This window comes from Marinobacterium sp. MBR-111, assembly GCF_040547585.1.
In the GTDB taxonomy this organism is placed as follows: Bacteria; Pseudomonadota; Gammaproteobacteria; order Pseudomonadales; family Balneatricaceae; genus Marinobacterium; species Marinobacterium iners.
Genome location: NZ_JBEPQA010000012.1, coordinates 99,509 through 113,665, shown reverse-complemented (window position 1 = coordinate 113,665; position 14,157 = coordinate 99,509). Strand labels below are relative to the sequence as shown.

General features: G+C 58.9%; 17 protein-coding genes. 15 read left to right on the top strand and 2 right to left on the bottom strand.

What is annotated here, in order from left to right; translation table 11 throughout:
• The coding region (locus tag ABIE61_RS18855; protein WP_502915052.1) for a transposase zinc-binding domain-containing protein at window positions 1-157 on the bottom strand (157 nt) is incomplete at its 3' end.
• 520 nt (window positions 158-677) lie between these two features.
• Between ABIE61_RS18855 and ABIE61_RS10440 the strand changes: the two genes are divergently transcribed.
• Together ABIE61_RS10440 and ABIE61_RS10435 are read left to right on the top strand one after the other, a co-directional pair.
• On the top strand, window positions 678-995 hold the full coding sequence (locus ABIE61_RS10440) for an MTH1187 family thiamine-binding protein (protein ID WP_206840735.1): 318 nt from the start codon (window positions 678-680) through the stop codon (window positions 993-995).
• 11 nt (window positions 996-1,006) lie between these two features.
• Complete coding sequence (locus ABIE61_RS10435; protein WP_354409235.1) at window positions 1,007-1,519, top strand: M48 metallopeptidase family protein; 513 nt, start codon at window positions 1,007-1,009, stop codon at window positions 1,517-1,519.
• 33 nt (window positions 1,520-1,552) lie between these two features.
• Here ABIE61_RS10435 and rlmF read toward each other — a convergent pair whose 3' ends face one another.
• Window positions 1,553-2,506 carry a 23S rRNA (adenine(1618)-N(6))-methyltransferase RlmF gene (gene rlmF, locus ABIE61_RS10430; protein WP_354409233.1) on the bottom strand — a complete coding sequence of 318 codons (954 nt, stop codon included), beginning with the start codon at window positions 2,504-2,506 and terminating at the stop codon, window positions 1,553-1,555.
• 307 nt (window positions 2,507-2,813) lie between these two features.
• Between rlmF and urtA the strand changes: the two genes are divergently transcribed.
• The 13 genes from urtA to ABIE61_RS10365 all read left to right on the top strand — a co-directional run bounded on the left by urtA (window position 2,814) and on the right by ABIE61_RS10365 (window position 14,127).
• A complete protein-coding gene (urtA, locus tag ABIE61_RS10425; RefSeq protein WP_354409231.1) occupies window positions 2,814-4,100 on the top strand; it encodes an urea ABC transporter substrate-binding protein in 1,287 nt (428 codons plus the stop codon).
• A gap of 61 nt (window positions 4,101-4,161) precedes the next feature.
• The gene (urtB, locus tag ABIE61_RS10420) at window positions 4,162-5,775 is read left to right on the top strand and encodes an urea ABC transporter permease subunit UrtB (protein ID WP_091827044.1); all 1,614 of its coding nucleotides are present in this window, start codon (window positions 4,162-4,164) and stop codon (window positions 5,773-5,775) included.
• Window positions 5,772-6,917, top strand: a complete 1,146-nt coding sequence (urtC, locus tag ABIE61_RS10415) for an urea ABC transporter permease subunit UrtC (RefSeq protein WP_354409228.1) — start codon at window positions 5,772-5,774, stop codon at window positions 6,915-6,917. The genes urtB and urtC overlap by 4 nt, the downstream gene beginning before the upstream one ends.
• Window positions 6,914-7,747 carry an urea ABC transporter ATP-binding protein UrtD gene (gene urtD, locus ABIE61_RS10410; protein ID WP_354409226.1) on the top strand — a complete coding sequence of 278 codons (834 nt, stop codon included), beginning with the start codon at window positions 6,914-6,916 and terminating at the stop codon, window positions 7,745-7,747. Before urtC ends, urtD begins: the two co-directional genes overlap by 4 nt.
• Window positions 7,744-8,439 (top strand): urea ABC transporter ATP-binding subunit UrtE, encoded by a 696-nt coding sequence (gene urtE / locus ABIE61_RS10405; protein ID WP_354409223.1) that lies wholly within the window; start codon window positions 7,744-7,746, stop codon window positions 8,437-8,439. The genes urtD and urtE overlap by 4 nt, the downstream gene beginning before the upstream one ends.
• Before the next feature lie 10 nt (window positions 8,440-8,449).
• Window positions 8,450-9,337, top strand: coding sequence for an urease accessory protein UreD (locus ABIE61_RS10400; protein WP_354409219.1), 888 nt, complete (start codon window positions 8,450-8,452; stop codon window positions 9,335-9,337).
• 40 nt (window positions 9,338-9,377) lie between these two features.
• Window positions 9,378-9,680, top strand: a complete 303-nt coding sequence (gene ureA / locus ABIE61_RS10395; protein ID WP_206840752.1) for an urease subunit gamma — start codon at window positions 9,378-9,380, stop codon at window positions 9,678-9,680.
• 13 nt (window positions 9,681-9,693) lie between these two features.
• Complete coding sequence (locus ABIE61_RS10390) at window positions 9,694-10,038, top strand: urease subunit beta (protein WP_206840754.1); 345 nt, start codon at window positions 9,694-9,696, stop codon at window positions 10,036-10,038.
• A complete protein-coding gene (gene ureC, locus ABIE61_RS10385) occupies window positions 10,038-11,744 on the top strand; it encodes an urease subunit alpha (protein ID WP_354409215.1) in 1,707 nt (568 codons plus the stop codon). Before ABIE61_RS10390 ends, ureC begins: the two co-directional genes overlap by 1 nt.
• Window positions 11,745-11,754: 10 nt before the next feature.
• A complete protein-coding gene (gene ureE / locus ABIE61_RS10380) occupies window positions 11,755-12,207 on the top strand; it encodes an urease accessory protein UreE (RefSeq protein ID WP_354409212.1) in 453 nt (150 codons plus the stop codon).
• Window positions 12,173-12,856, top strand: a complete 684-nt coding sequence (locus ABIE61_RS10375) for an urease accessory protein UreF (protein WP_502915051.1) — start codon at window positions 12,173-12,175, stop codon at window positions 12,854-12,856. Before ureE ends, ABIE61_RS10375 begins: the two co-directional genes overlap by 35 nt.
• Window positions 12,857-12,885: 29 nt before the next feature.
• A complete protein-coding gene (ureG, locus tag ABIE61_RS10370) occupies window positions 12,886-13,533 on the top strand; it encodes an urease accessory protein UreG (RefSeq protein ID WP_206840760.1) in 648 nt (215 codons plus the stop codon).
• A 27-nt stretch (window positions 13,534-13,560) separates the two neighbouring features.
• Entirely contained in the window at window positions 13,561-14,127 is a 567-nt protein-coding gene (locus ABIE61_RS10365) for a HupE/UreJ family protein (protein WP_354409209.1), read from the top strand.
• Window positions 14,128-14,157: the final 30 nt, after the last annotated feature.

Below are 14,157 nucleotides of genomic sequence, written 5' to 3'. Positions count from 1 at the left end.
CCTGACAGTCCGGGCAGGCGTAATAACTCACCCCCATATCCCGCGTTCTACAATACGTAATAGATGTAATCGCCCGCCGGTTTTTCCGTGGCTGAGGCGATTCATCCAACGCCGCTTTATACGACTGAAATAGCCGTTGCATCGCTCTATTCGGCATGTCCCTATGCCTCTTTAAAATCTCGCACTCCACCGCGAAGCGGTTATGTTCAACATTATAATACTGCGCATGCGCATATTTAATCTCAGCCGAAGACTAGGAAAGTTGTCGTAAGCACCTGAAGAGAAAGAAGAAATCGAGATACCACAGTCATTCTCTTCCGGTGAAAACGAGCATGCGCGTTTTGCAGCTTTGCCGTGCGTGTGATCCTGCAACGGCCAGGCCATAGTTACCTGATACTGAACGATTTTCCCGCCTGTTACCAGTGACAAATGAGCACCGCTAAGTGACAAAGCAGGCAACACCGGCACGTGGCCTTCAATACACTGTATAAAATCACAGAAACTCAGATCAGCTTGTCCACAGGCCAAGTGGTAAACGGATCGATCAGCTGATTCCTGCGAATGCCTGCAATGTGCGCAAACCAGCATATACCGGCCACTGCCTTTCACCTTTTGCCCGACACGGAGGTAACATAGGCAGCCTGTAATCTTGCCAACACGGCCAAGCAGGAGTGCCTATGAAAGTCATGATCGATCTCTGTGTTATTCCGATCGGCGTCGGTGTTTCGGTATCCGAGTATGTTACGGCCTGTCAGCGGGTGCTGGAAGATGCCGGTCTTGAACACCAGTTGCATGCCTACGGTACCAATATAGAAGGGGACTGGGATGACGTCATGGCAGCGGTGAAGCGCTGTCACGAAGTTGTTCATGAGATGGGAGCACCGCGCATCAGCTCGTCCATGCGTCTGGGGACCCGAATCGACCGGGAACAAAGCATTCAGGATAAAATTCAGAGTGTGGCCGACAGGCTGGCAAACGATTCAGCACTGGGGTGAGTGACATGCCCATGAGCAAGCCCAAAGCGTTCAATTACCTCAGTGGCTACAGTCCGCAGGTTCAGCAGCAGGCACAGGCGTTGCTGGATAACGAAAAGTCCGGCGTCTGGCTGTTGAAGAAGTACCCTCAGGCGCATGATCTGGCGTCCGAAAGGGCCCTGTATGATTATGCGCAGGGGATCAAAAACCAGTATATGCGCAGCTCGTCGCCGATCAGCAAGGTGATCTATGACGACAAGATCCATATCATCAACAATGCGCTGGGCCTGCATACCTATGCGTCGCGGGTGCAGGGCAAGAAGCTGAAATCGAAAAACGAGATTCGGATCTCTTCGCTGTTTCGCAAGGTGCCGGAGCCGTTCCTGCGCATGATTCTGGTGCACGAGCTGGCACACCTGCGCGAGAAGGAGCACGACAAGGCGTTCTACAAGCTCTGCTGTTACATGGAGCCGGATTACCACCAGCTGGAATTCGAGCTGCGCCTGTACCTGTGTCATCGCGATCGCTTTGGCGATCTTTGGTGAAATTTAACGGGATGGCGGCACGTACAGGATCAGTCAGATAAACGTCCACGCCAGTATGCGGGTGATTTTATTCCCCTGTTTCATCTCGATTTCCCGCACGTCAACGGCGCCAAGTTTGCGGATCAGTTTGGTGGCAGGCTTCAGGTTTTCCGCTTTCGATACCAGGCTGGTAAACCAGCGGCATTGTGTTGAAAAGGCATTGCTTTCTTTAATCATCTTTTTAAGGAACGCCTGCTCGCCGCCCTTGCACCAGAGTTCCGCTGCCTGGCCGCCGAAGTTCAGCCTGGACGAAGTGGCCGTTTTATCACCGCGGTTACGTGCCAGGTTGTTGAGTTTACGGCGGGTGCCTTTGATTGCCTCTTCTTGCGAGGCATGGAAGGGCGGGTTACACACGCTCACATCAAAAAACTCGCCGGCCTGAATAATCCCCTCAAAGATGTGATTCTTGTCGTATTGCGTACGCAGGGTAAAGCGCTCTTGCAGATTGGGATTTTGGGCGATAATCGCGGCGACGTTGTCCAGTGATTGTGGATTGATATCAGAGCCCACGCATTGCCAGCCATAAAGCTGGCAGGCGATTAGCGGGTAGATGCCATTGGCGCCCGTGCCGATGTCCAGCAAGGTGACGCTGGGCGAGGTATCAGCTTGATTGGCAGCAGGCGCGCCAAGGCCAAGCAGGTCTGCAATGTAATGGATGTAGTCGGCTCGTCCGGGAATGGGCGGGCACAGCGCGCCTGCAGGAATATCCCAGTCGACAATGCTGTAATGCTGCTTTAACAGCGCGGCATTCAGGGCTTTCACCGCCAGCGGGTCGGCGAAGTCGATAGACAGGTTGCCGTACGCATTCTTGATGACATATTGGGCCAGCGGAGGGTAGCTGTTGAGCAACGCTGGAAAATCATAGCCGTACCTGTGCAGATTTCGTGGGTGCAGGCCTTTGCGATCAGGTTGGGCAGGGCTTTTTTCTGTATGACGGCGTGGGCGCACAGCAGTATATCCGAAGTTCAGGCTTCAGCCGGTGGGTGATATCGAGTGAGGCCGTGATTATAGCGCTGGTCCATAAGCCGGGTATACAGGGCCCCTGCCTGCGCTGTTGCGACCCTCTGCAAGTCCTGTCACCCGTCCACTACGTCATTTGACGTACCCCTCTGCGTCATTGAGCGCATACCCCCTCTTGTCCCCCTTGGGAATAATCGGTCAGGCACTGAGTTGTTTTCCCGGCCTCGTCGAGGCCTGACCGATAACGAAGGTTTCGCCCGCACTGCACGGATGCGGAACCAAAGGGGGTACTGCAATGAAGATCAAATCACTGGCTGCCGGCGTTGCTCTGACGATTGGCGTTTCTTCTCTGTCCTTCAATGTTCTGGCGGCGGATACCATCAAGGTGGGTGTGCTGCACTCACTGTCCGGCACCATGGCGATCAGCGAAACCACGCTGAAAGACACCGTATTGATGATGATCGAGGAACAGAACAAGAAGGGCGGGCTGCTGGGCAAACAGCTTGAGCCGGTTGTGGTAGACCCGGCCTCGAACTGGCCGCTGTTCGCCGAGAAAGCGCGTGAGCTGCTGACCCAGGAAGAGGTCGATGTCATCTTCGGCTGCTGGACCTCGGTATCCCGCAAGTCGGTCCTGCCGGTACTGGAAGAACTGAACGGCCTGATGTTCTATCCGGTGCAGTATGAGGGCGAAGAGTCCTCCAAAAACGTCTTTTACACCGGTGCGGCTCCCAACCAGCAGGCGATCCCGGCGGTGGATTACCTGATGAACGAGCTGGGTGCTGAGCGCTGGGTGCTGGCCGGTACCGACTACGTGTATCCGCGCACCACCAACAAGATCCTCGAAGCCTACCTCAAGTCCAAGGGTGTGGCGGAAGAGGACATCATGATCAACTACACCCCCTTCGGTCACTCCGACTGGCAGTCGATTGTCTCCGATATCAAGAAGTTTGGCGGTGCGGGCAAGAAGACCGCGGTGGTGTCCACCATCAATGGCGATGCCAACGTGCCGTTCTACAAGGAGCTGGGCAACCAGGGCGTCTCCTCAGAGGATATCCCGGTGGTGGCCTTCTCCGTGGGTGAAGAGGAGCTGTCCGGTATCGACACCGGCCCGCTGGTGGGTCACATGGCAGCCTGGAACTACTTCCAGAGCGTGGATACTGACCTCAACAGCGAATTTATCCAGAAATGGCACGCTTTTACCGGTGATGATTCGCGTGTGACCAACGACCCGATGGAGGCCACCTATATCGGCTTCAACATGTGGGCTCAGGCAGTAACGGCTGCCGGGACCACCGATGTTGACGCCGTTGAACAGGCGATGATCGGCCAGGGAGTACCCAACCTGACTGGCGGCGTTGCCGTAATGAACAAGAATCACCATCTGAGCAAGCCGGTGCTGATCGGTGAAATTCAGGACGACGGTCAGTTCGAGGTGGTCTGGGAGACCGAAGGTGTCGTGGCGGGTGATGCCTGGTCCGACTTCCTGCCGGGCTCCAAAAATCTGATTGCTGATTGGACCGCGCCGATCACATGCGGCAACTACAACGTGGAAACCCAGTCCTGTGGTGGTCAGGCCAACTGATCCATCGACTCTCAGCGGCCCCGTCTGACGGGGCCGCCTGCACAATTTCTGGAGTGACCCCGTGAAACGATTACTGGCGATCTGCTGTTACTGCTTCGGCCTGCTGCTGTCGTTGTCGGCAACGGCCGCCGAAAAACCCTTGCCACCCGCGCTGGCTCCGCATCTGGAGGCGCTGACCGAAGCGTCCCTGAGCCAGACGATACCGGTGCTCGAAACCCTGGAAGCTGAAGGGGGGGAGGCGGTGCAACCGCTGTTTCTCCATCTGCTGGAGGGGGATCTGTATTTCATCAAGTCCAGCCGCCAGGTGATTGCCGTCACCGAATCGGCCGGCAAGGATACCTTCATCGACATGCTCAGCGGTGTGGAAATCGAACCGCTGTCCAGTCGTGAGATCAAGAAAATTCGCGTCAACAACCGTCTGCGAGGCCATCTGCGTGATGCCATCGCACGCCTTCAGTTGGGCTCCGCCAGTGCATCGGTTCGCGAAAGCGCCGTGCGTGCGCTGCTGTCCGACCTGGATGCGAATACCCTCAGTGTCATTCGTGAGGCGCGCCTGAATGAAAGCGCCGCAAACGTGCGTGAGGTGATGGACATGGCGCTGGCCCTGAACCGCCTCAATACCGCTGCAGAAGCGTCGGACCGCATCGAAGCGATCGGCCAGCTGGAAGGTAGCCTTGAAGGTGATGTGCGCAATGCGCTGAACCGCATTGCCGACAACGACCCTTCCCCCCAGGTACAGCAGGCTGCGCAAAAGGCATTGGTCGGCATCGAGCAGAAGGTCGAGTTCTACGCCTTTATCGACCAGCTGTTTTTCGGCCTGAGCCTCGGCTCGGTGCTGTTGCTGGCGGCGATAGGTCTGGCCATTACCTTTGGCGTGATGGGCGTAATCAACATGGCTCACGGCGAGATGATCATGCTGGGGGCCTACACCACTTACGTGGTACAGCTGTTGATGCCGAACCATATCGAATATTCGCTCTGGGTCGCGATTCCGGCCGCTTTCGTTGTGTCCGGCATGGCCGGTGTACTGCTTGAGCGTCTGGTAATCCGTCATCTGCACGGTCGCCCGCTGGAAACCCTGCTGGCAACCTTTGGGGTCAGTCTGATCCTGCAGCAGCTGGTCCGGACGGTGTTTTCGCCACTGAACCGTCAGGTGGCGTCGCCCGAATGGATGAGCGGCTCCTGGGAGATCAACCCGGTCCTGTCGCTGACGCTGAACCGTCTTTATATCCTCGCCTTCGCGCTGCTGGTGTTCTTTGCGCTGATGATGTTGCTGAAGAAAAGCTCGCTGGGGCTTAACGTGCGGGCCGTTTCACAGAACCGCAGCATGGCTAAATCCATGGGCATTCCCACCGGTCGCGTTGATGCGCTGACCTTCGGTCTGGGCTCCGGTATCGCCGGCATCGCCGGGGTGGCGCTGAGCCAGCTGACCAACGTGGGGCCGAATCTGGGCCAGTCCTACATCATCGATTCTTTCATGGTGGTGGTGTTTGGTGGCGTGGGCAACCTGTGGGGCACGCTCGTTGCGGCGTTCTCGCTCGGTATCGCCAACAAGTTCCTGGAGCCGGTCACCGGTGCCGTCCTCGCGAGCATTCTGGTGCTGGTCTTCATCATCCTGTTTATCCAGAAGCGTCCCAAGGGACTCTTCCCGCAGAAAGGGAGGGCGGCTGAATGAACTGGCTGACTCAGCTATTTGCCGCCGGTCGTACCCCCGGTAACCGGGTACTGCCATTCGTGATCGTGTTGCTTGGCGTCACCACGCTGGCGTCAATGGCCAACCTGATGCTGCCGGAAAGCTCGCCGCTGCACGTCAGCACCTACACCATCACCCTGCTGGGCAAGTATCTCTCCTATGCGATGCTGGCGCTGGCGGTGGATGTGATCTGGGGGTACTGCGGCATCCTCAGTCTGGGCCACGGGGCGTTCTTCGCGCTTGGCGGCTATGCCATGGGCATGTACCTGATGCGCCAGATCGGTGATCGCGGCGTCTACGGCAACCCGGATCTGCCGGACTTCATGGTGTTCCTCAACTGGGACAGCCTGCCCTGGTACTGGATGGGCATGGACCAGTTCTGGTTTGCCATGCTGATGGTGCTGGCCGTGTCCGGGCTGCTGGCGTTCGTGTTCGGCTGGCTGGCATTCCGCTCACGTGTGACCGGTGTCTACCTGTCGATCATGACTCAGGCGTTGACCTATGCGCTGATGCTCGCCTTCTTTCGCAATGAGATGGGATTTGGCGGCAACAACGGCCTGACCGACTTCAAGGAGATTCTGGGGTTCGATCTGCAGTCCGATACCACCCGCGTGGCCCTGTTTGTCACCACGGCGCTGGTGCTCTGTGCGGTGTATGTCATCAGTCATCTGATTCTCAAGTCCCGCATGGGCAAGGTGATCGTGGCGATCCGTGACGGCGAGGCCCGGGCCCGTTTCCTGGGCTACCGCACCGACCGCTACAAGATATGGCTGTTCGTCTTTTCCGCCCTGATCGCGGCCATGGCGGGTGCGCTCTACGTACCTCAGGTCGGCATCATCAACCCGGGCGAGTTCTCGCCGCTCAACTCCATCGAAGTGGTGGTCTGGGTCGCGGTGGGTGGGCGCGGCACGCTGTATGGCGCGGTTATCGGTGCACTGCTGGTCAACTACGCCAAGACCCGCTTTACCGCCATCATGCCGGAAGGCTGGCTGTTTGCCTTGGGGGCGCTCTTCGTTCTGGTAACGCTCTATCTGCCCAAGGGGCTGGTCGGGCTGCGAGGACAGCTGGCAGCGCGTCGTAACAACAAGGCCGGCAAGGCAGTAAAACAGGAGGTGCACTCATGATCGCACTGGACAACGCGCGCGAACTGATGCGCCCCGATCGCGTCTGGCCCTTTCTGATCCCGCCGGCGGCCCCGGTCGATGTATCGCATCAGGTGCTGCTGTACGTGGAAGGGTTGAGTGTCAGCTTTGATGGCTTCAAGGCTTTGAATGATCTCAACCTGTATATCAATGATGGCGAGCTGCGTTGCCTGATCGGTGCCAACGGGGCCGGCAAGACCACCCTGATGGACGTCATCACCGGCAAAACGCGCTGCGACCAGGGCAGTGTCTACTTCGGCCAGACCATCAACCTGCTGGAAAAATCCGAGCCGGAGATTGCCCAGCTGGGCATCGGCCGCAAGTTCCAGAAGCCGACGGTATTCGAGGCGCACACGGTGTTCGACAACCTGGAGATGTCGCTGAAAACGGCCAAGGGGATCTGGCAAACGCTGATGGCGCGGCTGGCCCCACGCGAGCTGGAGCTGATCGACAGGGTGCTGGAGACCATCGGCCTCAAGGATCAGCGCTTCATGCGAGCCGGTGCACTGTCGCACGGTCAGAAGCAGTGGCTGGAGATCGGCATGCTGCTGGTGGCCGAGCCGCGACTGCTGCTGATTGACGAGCCGGTGGCGGGCATGACGGCGGAAGAGACCGAAAAAACCGCTGAGCTGCTGACCTCGCTGGCGGGCGAGCACACCGTTGTGGTGGTGGAGCACGATATGGAGTTCGTGCGCAGCATCGCCCGTACCGTCACCGTACTGCATCAGGGCACGGTATTGGCCGAGGGCACCATGGAGCAGGTGCAGAACAACCGTGACGTCATCGAAGTGTATTTGGGAGAGGACGCATGATCTCCATTCGCAATGTAAACCAGCTCTATGGCGGTACCCAGATCCTATGGGATCTGGATCTGGAAATAGAGCAGGGGTCCTGTACCTGCATCATGGGCCGCAACGGGGTCGGCAAGACCACCCTGCTCAAGTGCCTGATGGGACTGCTGCCGATTCAGAGCGGTGAGATCCTGATGGAGGGGCAGGCGCTGCACACGCGTCCAGCCGAATATCGTGCCCGTGCCGGTATTGGCTATGTGCCTCAGGGGCGCGACATTTTTCCGCTGCTGACGGTGGAGGAAAATCTGCGTATTGGTCTTCCGATCCGTAAGGACAAGGCGAAGGATATTCCTGACAAGATCTTTGAGCTGTTCCCGGTACTGGGCGAGATGATGCATCGCCGCGGCGGAGACCTGTCCGGCGGTCAGCAACAGCAGCTGGCCATCGGTCGTGCGCTGGTGCTCGATCCCAAGGTGCTGATTCTGGATGAGCCCAACGAGGGCATCCAGCCCAACATCGTCAAGCAGATTGGCGACGTCATCCTCAAGCTCAACGAAGAGGAGGGGCTGACCGTGATCCTGGTGGAGCAGAAACTCGGCTTTGCGCGACGCGTCGGCAAGGAGTTCCGCCTGATGGAAAAGGGGCGGATTGTGGCGGCGGATCGCATGGACAACCTCAATGATGAGCTGATTCGTCAGTATCTGGCGGTCTGAGGAGCACAGGATGAACATGCCGCTGATGCCACGACCAAGTTTGGACAACGGCACCACAGCGCCCTCGCGCTGGCATGCCCGTCTGTCGCTGGGCATCAGGCGTACGCCGCGTGGCAGCCGTGTCGCCAGTGCAGAACATGTTGGTCCGTTGCATCTGCAGAAGCCCTTTTACCCGGAAGGTCCTGATCTTGCACATCTATACCTGCTGCACCCTCCGGGCGGGATGGTCTCTGGCGACCTACTGGAGATTGAGGCGCGTCTGGAGCCGAACACGGCGGCACTGATCACCACCCCCGGAGCCGGCCGCGTTTACCGCGCCCGTCCCGACCGTACCCTGCAGCACCAGCGCGTGCAGCTGGAGGTGGGCGAAGGCTGCAGCCTTGAGTGGCTGCCGCTGGAGACCATTCTCTACCCGGATGCTCGCACGCGGCTGGAAGTGGATGTGGAACTGGCCACAAATGCCCGCTTTATCGGCTGGGAGGTGACCAGTCTGGGGCTGCCGGCACAGGGCGAGGGCTTTGGCCGCGGTGAACTGCAGCAACGGCTGCAGATTCGCCGGGAAGGCCGCATTCTGCTGCGCGAACAGCTGATGATCGATGGGCAATGCCCGGCGTTGCTGATGGGTAAGGCGGGCTTGCAGGGACAGCCGGTGAACGGGCTGCTGGTAGCGGGTCCGTTTACGCCGGAACAGGCTGAGCCACTGCTGGAGCCGCTGCGAGCGTGTTGCGAGCGAGATGAGCTGCTGGCGGGCGTGAGCCTGAGTGGCGAGTTTCTGCTGATCCGAACATTGGGACGTTGCTCGGAGCGCACTCGGCTGTGTCTGGAGCAGTGCTGGGGCCTGATTCGGCCAGAACTGATCGGTCGCGAGGCCTGCGCCCCACGCATCTGGGCAACCTGAATTGAACAGGCCCACAGCAGGTGGGCTGGAGGAGAAATCGATGGAACTGCTGCCAAGAGAGAAAGACAAGCTGCTGATATTTACGGCAGCGTTACTGGCGGAGCGTCGCCTGAACCGTGGCCTGAAGCTGAACTACCCGGAAGCGGTGGCCTACATCTCCATGGAAATCATGGAAGGGGCCCGTGATGGCCGTACCGTGGCGGAGCTGATGGGCTACGGCAAGACGCTGCTCAGCGCCGATCAGGTGATGGAGGGCGTGCCGGAGATGATTGACGAGGTACAGGTGGAAGCGACCTTTCCCGACGGCACCAAGCTGGTCACCGTGCATCAACCGATTGTGTGAACAGGAGAATCCCATGATTCCCGGAGAAATTCAGACAGCCGCCGGCGAGATTGAGCTGAACGTTGGCCGCAAGACCATCCGCGTGCGGGTGGAAAATCACGGAGATCGACCGGTACAGGTCGGCTCCCATTACCATTTTTATGAAGTGAACCCGGCGCTGGTGTTTGAGCGTGACGCTGCCCTTGGCTATCGCCTCAATATCGCCTCCGGTACTGCCGTGCGCTTCGAGCCCGGACAGGGACGAGAGGTGGAACTGGTCGAGTATGCCGGCAGCCGTACCATCTACGGTTTCCGTGGCGAGGTGATGGGACCACTGGACACTGCAGCAGGCGAAAGCTCAGCAGGAGGGCACAACTGATGGCCAAAATGGATCGACACAGCTATGCCCAGATGTTCGGCCCCACAGTTGGGGACAGAGTACGACTGGGCGACACCGAACTCTGGATTGAGGTCGAAAAGGACTACACCACCTACGGCGACGAAGTGAAATTCGGCGGTGGCAAGGTGATCCGTGACGGTATGGGCCAGAGTCAGGTGACCAACGACACGGCCATGGATCTGGTGATTACCAATGCCCTCATTCTGGACCACTGGGGCATCGTCAAGGCCGATGTGGGCGTGAAGGAGGGGCGGATTCATACCCTCGGAAAGGCGGGCAACCCTGATATTCAGGATGGTATCGACATCGTCATAGGCCCCGGCACTGAAGTGATCGCGGGCGAAGGCTGCATCCTGACGGCCGGTGGCATTGATGCCCATATCCACTTCATCTGCCCGCAACAGGTGGAAGAGGCGCTGATGTCTGGCGTGACCACCATGATCGGCGGTGGAACGGGCCCGGCTACCGGTACCAAGGCAACCACCTGTACACCGGGGCCCTGGTATCTGGGCAAGATGCTGCAGGCCACCGACCAGATGCCGATGAATCTGGGCTTTCTCGGCAAGGGCAACGCCAGTCGCCCCGGAGCGCTGCGTGAACAGCTGGATGCCGGTGCCTGTGGCCTCAAGCTGCATGAGGACTGGGGCACCACACCGGCCAGCATCGACTGCTGTCTGAGTGTGGCCGAAGAGTACGATGTGCAGGTGGCGATCCATACCGATACCCTGAATGAGTCCGGCTTTGTGGATGACACCCTGGGGGCGTTCAAGAACCGCGTCATCCATACCTATCACACCGAAGGGGCCGGTGGCGGCCATGCGCCGGATATCATCCGTGCAGCAGGCTATCCCAATGTACTGCCCTCATCGACCAACCCCACGCGCCCGTACACGGTCAACACCGTGGATGAGCATCTCGACATGCTGATGGTCTGTCACCATCTGGACAGCAACATTCCCGAGGATGTGGCCTTTGCCGACTCCCGCATCCGCAAGGAGACCATCGCGGCTGAGGACATTTTTCATGATCGCGGCGCCTTCAGCATGATTTCGTCCGACTCTCAGGCGATGGGACGTGTGGGCGAAGTCGTGACGCGGACCTGGCAGACGGCGCACAAGATGAAATGCCAGTTCGGGCTGTTGCCGGAAGACAGGGTACTGGGAGCCGATAATTTTCGCGCGCGCCGCTATGTCGCCAAATACACCATCAATCCGGCGATCACCCATGGGGTGGCCCATGAAGTGGGGTCCATCGAGTCCGGCAAGCTGGCGGATCTGGTGCTGTGGAAGCCGGCATTTTTCGGCATCAAGCCGGCGATGATTATCAAGGGGGGTATGATTGCGGCGGCGCCCATGGGCGATCCCAATGCCTCCATCCCGACGCCGCAGCCGGTGCACTACCGACCCATGTTCGGTGCCGAGGGCAAGGCGGCGGCACAAACCTCCGTCACCTTTGTCAGCAAGGCAGCCCTGGAGTCCGGTTTGCGTGAACAGCTGGGGCTGAGTCGACGTCTGGTTGCCTGTGGCAATACCCGCAACATCAGCAAAGCCGACATGATTTTGAATGACTGGCAGCCGGACATTCAGGTGGACCCACAAACCTATGAGGTGCGGGCCGACGGCGAGCTGCTGACCTGTGAGCCTGCTGATGTGCTGCCCTTGGCGCAGCGATACAGCCTCTTTTAAGGAGAGACGCATGTTTGAAATCCATGAACGGCTGGGCACCCATTGTCATGCCCCCATCGCGGCGAGAGTAACCCTGACCCATGACCAGCGTGATCGGGGTCGGCTGAAGTTGGTCAGCGATACCGGTGAAGAAGTACGCGTGTTTTTGGAGCGGGGCAAGCCACTGCGCGTTGGTGAATACCTGAAATCGGCCTGTGGCCGCCACCTCCTGGTAGAGGGCGCAAAAGAGCCTGTGCTGGAGGCGCGCTGTGACGACTGGAACACCTTCGCGCGGGCCTGTTACCACCTCGGCAACCGCCATGTGCGCATTGAAGTGGGTGATCGCTGGCTGAGAATCAAGCCGGATCATGTACTGGAGGAGATGCTGCAGCTGCTGGGGCTGGAAACCCGGCAGGGCGAAGCGGTCTTCATGCCGGAATCTGGAGCCTATGCCCATGGCCATGCGCACCATCACGACCACTGACCATGCCTTGATGCGCCTGTTGCAGCTGAGCAGCGTCAGCCTGCCGGTGGGAGGCTACGCCTTCTCACAGGGGATGGAGTATGCCATCGACAGTGGCTGGATACACAAGGCAGATCAGGTGGCGGATTGGCTGGAGCTGCAATTGCTGCATGCTCAGGCGAAGACCGATCTGCCATTGTTGAGGCTGGCTATGCAGGCTGATAGCGATGGGCGTTGGCAAGCGTTGAACGACCTGTCGCTGGCCTGTCGCGAGACCCGCGAGCTGCGCCTGACCGACAGCGCCATGGGCGAAGCCTTGCGACGGGTGCTGAAGAACCTGGGCATTGACGTGCCACAGGTGCTGCAGCAGGAGGTCAGTTTCATCGTGCTGTTCGCCTTTGCCGCGAAGCACTGGGGGCTCGAGTTTGATGCCGCCGCATTGGGACTGGGCTGGTCCTGGCTGGAAAATCAGGTGGCCGCCGCCACCAAGCTGGTGCCACTGGGACAGACGCAGGCACAGCAGCTGCTGAATGACCTGCAACCGTTACTGCCGCAGGCGATCGAGATCGCAAAAAGCGTTGAAGAAGACTATATCGGTGCTGGCCTGCCCGCATTGGCAATCGCCAGCAGCCGTCACGAAACACAGTATTCACGGCTGTTTCGCTCTTGAAGAGCCGCCGTTGAGAAGAGGAAACCAACATGAGCAAACCGAAACAGACATTGCGAGTGGGAGTAGGGGGGCCGGTGGGCTCCGGCAAGACGGCGTTGCTGCGCTCGCTCTGTGCCGCCATGCGCGAGTATTACGATATCGCCGTGGTGACCAACGATATCTACACTCAGGAGGATGCCAAATTCCTCACCGAGCATGAGGCATTGAGTGCCGACCGCATTATCGGGGTCGAAACCGGCGGCTGTCCGCATACGGCCATCCGTGAGGACGCCTCGATGAATCTGGCGGCGATAGACCAGCTGGTGGCGCGCCACGGAGCACTGGATGTGGTATTTGTCGAAAGCGGTGGTGACAACCTTAGCGCCACGTTCAGCCCCGAGCTGTCTGATCTGACCATCTATGTGATTGATGTCTCGGCCGGTGACAAGATTCCGCGCAAGGGCGGCCCAGGGATCACCAAGTCCGATCTGTTGATTATCAACAAAACCGACCTGGCACCGCTGGTGGGAGCCTCGCTGGAGGTGATGGATCGGGATGCGCGCAAGATGCGCGGTGATCGCCCCTTCATCTTCGCAAACCTGAAAAAGGCTGAAGGGCTGGACGACATTATCGGTTTCATCATCAGCGAAGGCATGCTGGAAGCTAAAACTCTGCCACCGGCCCGTGCGGTGGTGTGATTGAATTCAATTATGAAGGGGATAACGATGAAAAAAGCACTGATTGCGACTGTCGCACTGTTGCCGGGCGTGGCGCTTGCGCACACGGGACATGAAGTATCGGGTTTTATCAGTGGCCTGGCGCACCCGGTAGGTGGTGCTGATCACTTGCTGGCGATGCTGGCTGTGGGGCTTTGGGCTGCCCGTTTGGGTGGCCGTGCACTCTGGCTGGTGCCATTGGCCTTTGTGGCCACCATGCTGTTGGGCAATCTGCTGGCGCTTTCTGGTGTTTCTTTGGTGTTCACCGAACAGGGAATTGGCCTGTCCGTAGTGGTTCTGGGGCTGTTGCTGGCTTTTGCTGCACGCTTTGTAACACATGTCTGCATGGCAATTGCCGGCAGCTTTGCGCTGTTCCATGGCTTGGCTCATGGCGCTGAAATGCCGCTTAATACCAGTGGTTTCAGCTATGCCGCCGGCTTCACGCTGGCCACACTGGCGTTGCATCTGGCTGGTATGCTGGTGGGCAAGATCGGAGTTGAAGCGCGTGCAGCGCTCTTCAGCCGTGTAGCCGGTGGGGCAATCGCTTTGACCGGTATGGCGATGGTCGTCGCCTGAAGAGATATGCAGGACGGGTGTTTCTGTTGA

Excerpts from the sequence above, each read along its gene's own strand:
- ABIE61_RS10440 (WP_206840735.1), top strand. The coding sequence starts at position 678 with ATGAAAGTCATGATCGATCTCTGTGTTATTCCGATCGGCGTCGGTGTT.
- ABIE61_RS10435 (WP_354409235.1), top strand. The coding sequence starts at position 1,007 with ATGAGCAAGCCCAAAGCGTTCAATTACCTCAGTGGCTACAGTCCGCAG.
- urtA (WP_354409231.1), top strand. The coding sequence starts at position 2,814 with ATGAAGATCAAATCACTGGCTGCCGGCGTTGCTCTGACGATTGGCGTT.
- urtC (WP_354409228.1), top strand. The coding sequence starts at position 5,772 with ATGAACTGGCTGACTCAGCTATTTGCCGCCGGTCGTACCCCCGGTAAC.
- urtD (WP_354409226.1), top strand. The coding sequence starts at position 6,914 with ATGATCGCACTGGACAACGCGCGCGAACTGATGCGCCCCGATCGCGTC.
- urtE (WP_354409223.1), top strand. The coding sequence starts at position 7,744 with ATGATCTCCATTCGCAATGTAAACCAGCTCTATGGCGGTACCCAGATC.
- ABIE61_RS10400 (WP_354409219.1), top strand. The coding sequence starts at position 8,450 with ATGAACATGCCGCTGATGCCACGACCAAGTTTGGACAACGGCACCACA.
- ureA (WP_206840752.1), top strand. The coding sequence starts at position 9,378 with ATGGAACTGCTGCCAAGAGAGAAAGACAAGCTGCTGATATTTACGGCA.
- ABIE61_RS10390 (WP_206840754.1), top strand. The coding sequence starts at position 9,694 with ATGATTCCCGGAGAAATTCAGACAGCCGCCGGCGAGATTGAGCTGAAC.
- ureC (WP_354409215.1), top strand. The coding sequence starts at position 10,038 with ATGGCCAAAATGGATCGACACAGCTATGCCCAGATGTTCGGCCCCACA.
- ureE (WP_354409212.1), top strand. The coding sequence starts at position 11,755 with ATGTTTGAAATCCATGAACGGCTGGGCACCCATTGTCATGCCCCCATC.
- ABIE61_RS10375 (WP_502915051.1), top strand. The coding sequence starts at position 12,173 with ATGCCCATGGCCATGCGCACCATCACGACCACTGACCATGCCTTGATG.
- ureG (WP_206840760.1), top strand. The coding sequence starts at position 12,886 with ATGAGCAAACCGAAACAGACATTGCGAGTGGGAGTAGGGGGGCCGGTG.
- ABIE61_RS10365 (WP_354409209.1), top strand. The coding sequence starts at position 13,561 with ATGAAAAAAGCACTGATTGCGACTGTCGCACTGTTGCCGGGCGTGGCG.